Origin of the sequence: Hoylesella marshii DSM 16973 = JCM 13450, assembly GCF_000146675.1 — a bacterium.
Taxonomy (GTDB): Bacteria; Bacteroidota; Bacteroidia; order Bacteroidales; family Bacteroidaceae; genus Prevotella; species Prevotella marshii.
Genome location: NZ_GL397214.1, coordinates 172,649 through 176,274 on the forward strand (window position 1 = coordinate 172,649; position 3,626 = coordinate 176,274).

3 protein-coding genes are annotated in these 3,626 nt (G+C 52.8%); all 3 read right to left on the reverse strand.

Features of this window, described 5'->3' with window-relative positions; translation table 11 throughout:
• Positions 1 to 252: 252 nt before the first annotated feature.
• Entirely contained in the window at positions 253 to 1,248 is a 996-nt protein-coding gene (locus HMPREF0658_RS00730) for a hypothetical protein (protein WP_006947832.1), read from the reverse strand.
• On the reverse strand, positions 1,232 to 3,085 hold the full coding sequence (locus HMPREF0658_RS00735) for a peptidase U32 family protein (protein ID WP_006947833.1): 1,854 nt from the start codon (positions 3,083 to 3,085) through the stop codon (positions 1,232 to 1,234). The genes HMPREF0658_RS00730 and HMPREF0658_RS00735 overlap by 17 nt, the downstream gene beginning before the upstream one ends.
• A 342-nt stretch (positions 3,086 to 3,427) precedes the next feature.
• Positions 3,428 to 3,626: HU family DNA-binding protein (locus HMPREF0658_RS00740; protein ID WP_006947834.1), on the reverse strand; the 199-nt coding region annotated here is incomplete at its 5' end.

Sequence of the window (3,626 nt, forward strand, 5' to 3'; positions counted from 1 at the left end):
TTAGCAAATTATTTGAGTTGACCAAATATAAAGTGTTAAAAGATAAAGGGAGACACACATTTCTCTTTACCTCGCTCACACCTTTATATAATAAGGTGGATATGGTCTCGAATAATTGGTTTAGCACTTTGATTTCTTTTTACCGCGGCAAAGGTACATAAAGATTCTTAAGCAAACAAGAGAAAGGATAAAAACTTTGTTCCTTGTATTTGCACATCGAAAATGGAGTTACAGTCTATTACTTCTGCCCCCTTAGTTGTTTACGGCACCGCAATGCGGACATATACCCCGCGAGGGAATGCGACGGCCGCAGCGTCCGCAGAGTAAGGTGGGGCGATGACTGCGGTAATAATGGTGGATGGCAAAGAAGAAATAGATGGCAAGGAGTGTATAGCCCACGTAGTAGAGCGTAGTGATGCTGAAAACAATGTAGTTGATGGCACACACCCCGATAAGACCAAAGAGATAGAGCACAGCCTCGCCCCACGGCAGACGGTTGTGTACCACGTCTACGACGGCCACCGCAAGAATAAGTATTGCCCACACGGAACAGAGAAAGATAGACAGCAACGGAGGCACAGAGAAGGGATTGAGCGTGGGGTGGTAATAGAAATGACGCCAAGTATCAGGGGCAAAGAGTTGGATGCTTGCATAGAATGTGGCGGCAGTGGCCACGGTGAGTGCGAGCAAAGCCGGATAGAAACTGTCGATATCGTTGATATGAACGAGGTGGGCATTGCGACGCAGCAAGGTGCGTATAAGATAGGCGGCAGCGATGATGCAGATAACAACGAGGAAGATGAGCAGGTGTGTGTCGGAGAACGTTGAGATAAACTGCGAGATGGGGTCGTCGGGTACTACGGCGGGCAGCAGTCGCGACTCCTGCGTCCAACCAAACGTGTATTGGTCTTTGGCAAGTTGTATCCATACGGAATCCGTCTTGTCGTTGGGCATGATGCGGATGTCGGCTACTACGAGGTGGGCATGTTTGGGCACAACGATACTGTCGGTAGCCAATCCGCTATTGATTTCTTCGGGCTGCTGGCTGAACAATACGAGCGAATCGGCCTTTACGACGAAATTGTAGTTGTTCGTGTAGTGATGCGTCTTGGCAAACGTCAGTGAATCGTCTGCAAGCTCGGCTGTAGAGGCTTTCGACTTCGGACTGTGTTCGTGATAGCAGGCGGTAAGCAGCATGCCCCACAAGACAGCGGGCAGTATGCTGGAAAGGTTAAGATTTCTGTACATAGATACTCATTTCACATTGTTTGCAGTCGAATTGCAGTCGGAATCGTCGGCCGTCGCCTAAGCGCAGATAGAGCGGTTCCGTCCAGTTAGGTTTGCATCCGCCGTGTCGTTCGCATCGTCCCAATGCATACTTGATGCAGTGACGACATTGCATGATGAGCGGTTCGTCGGTAGATTTGCCGTCTAACTCAAAAGCCGGATGGGTGTGAGAAAGACCGTGCGCTTTGTAGAATTTAACGGCCATGCGATTGGCGATATTGTAGAGATAGGGAAAGGCGGCGTATGCCTGCGGGGCAACGATGGTGGAAGAAGACTTACGCAGGGCAACGGGTTCTCTATCAGGGATGATAGCAGCCGACAGTTGCTCAACGGCATTTCGACGCAGAGAAGCCAACAGGCTCGACGGGATGAAGAGGCTTTCCACTCCGCCGTCCATCATCACCTCGCGGCAGGCGTAAGGCGTGTTGCCTAACTTCGTGAGTTGGCGACAGATGTTGTCAGCCTGCGGTGTGCGGGCGGTGGCAAGGTTGAGAACGTCGGTTTCTACTTCCACGGCCGTTTCCCCATCCACTGTCGCCATGCGGAGTTTCAGGGTGCTATCGCAGATGTCCAACACCATCGTTACGGGAATACTGCGCACGGCTGTGGGTTTTGCGAGCATCTGTTCAAAGGCGCGGTCGGCGTTGCGATAAAGCGATAGGCCGCGACGTAGGTTTGAAGGCATCGTTGCAGGGAAAAGGCGGTTGCCCTCGGCGCGGTTCACACGGAATCCCTCTAACTCGCGTCGATGGTTGATAAAGCAAAGGCCGTCGCCATTGGCAAAGCATGCCGTGCCTGCCACAATGAGCGATTTTCCGCGTATCTCCTTCACTGTTCCCACAAACTCGCCCATGGCTTTCGGTGTGTCGAAAGAGGCGATGTTCGGTTGTCTGCCATTCAGGAAATAAGACGTATAACCGCGGTGGAAGGTCTTTTGGAGGTCGGGCGTGAATGTGTAGCTCACCTCGCCCCGAGAGCTGCGCACGTATTGCGTAGGATGTGCGGCAATGATGTCATTGACCCGACGACTATACGCAGCCACCACGTTTTTCACGTAGCTGATGTCTTTCAACCGTCCCTCAATCTTAAACGACGAGGCACCCGCTGCCATCAGTGCTTCCAAATGGTCGATTTGTGCCATATCTTTCAATGAAAGGAGATGCCGACCGTGCTCTATCTCCCGTCCGTCGGCATCCACAAGATCGAACGGCATCCGGCAAAACTGTGCACATTCGCCGCGGTTGGCACTGCGACCGAAACAATGTTGGGAAGCATAGCACACGCCCGAATAGCTGACACACAATGCGCCGTGTACGAATACTTCGAGGGCAACATCGGGACATTGCCGATGGATGGCCGCAATCTCGGAGACCGACAACTCCCGCGCCAGCACCACACGCGAAAAACCTTGGTCGGCCAACCATCTCACTTTCTCGGCCGTGCGGTTGTCGGTCTGCGTGCTGGCATGCAACGCTATGGGCGGAAGATTCATCTCGAGCAGTGCCATATCTTGCACGAGTATGGCATCGGCACCGGCTTCATACAGTTCCCAGACTAACTTCTGCGTGGCTTCCAACTCGTCGTCGTAGAGAAGTGTATTCACCGTCACATACACACGGGCGGCATAACGATGGGCGTAGGCACAAAGGCGTTCGATATCGGCCATGGAGTTGCCTGCGGCGGCGCGTGCCCCAAAACGGTCGGCACCTATATACACAGCATCGGCGCCATGGTCGATGGCGGCCATTCCGCAGTCGGCATTTTTGGCCGGAGCCAGCAGTTCTATGGTTTGCTTCATAGCGTTGTGTCTATCTGATGTCGTTGATGTTGTAGGCCAATCAGTCGGAGAATCGCAGTGGCATTCTTCTTCGCTTGGTTGCGCAAAGTTACTAAAATCCGTAGAAAACATGCATGAAAAGCGAACGTTTTCGTTAAGCTCCCTACCTATGCTCCCTCGCTTCTCCGAAACACTCCCTAACAGGGGCATTGTCCACACAACCAAAACGCGAGTGGTACGCATCATCACGATGCGTACCACTCTATGTGTGTATATATATAAAGGTGTCTCTTTTGCTCCTCGCACGGCCGGAATGAAACTTGTTCTTTTCTCACGCCGCGCGCGTTCCGCAGAGCGGCCTCCTTACGGTTTTTTCTTTTTCTTCTCCTCCTCCGGCTTCACCACCTCGTAGGAGATGTCGAGCATCTCGTGTTTCAGCTGTACGCTCGGGGTAAAGATGACGCGGGGTTTGATGCCCGCCGTGTCGAACGCCTTCTCCGTGGCCGCCCCTTTCGAGGAGAGCGATATGCGCAGCGTGCCGAACTCGCCCAACTGTATGCTG

What these genes read in the sequence shown, in the direction of transcription:
- HMPREF0658_RS00735 (WP_006947833.1), bottom strand. Translation starts at nt 3,085, where the DNA reads ATGAAGCAAACCATAGAACTGCTGGCTCCGGCCAAAAATGCCGACTGC.
- HMPREF0658_RS00730 (WP_006947832.1), bottom strand. Translation starts at nt 1,248, where the DNA reads ATGTACAGAAATCTTAACCTTTCCAGCATACTGCCCGCTGTCTTGTGG.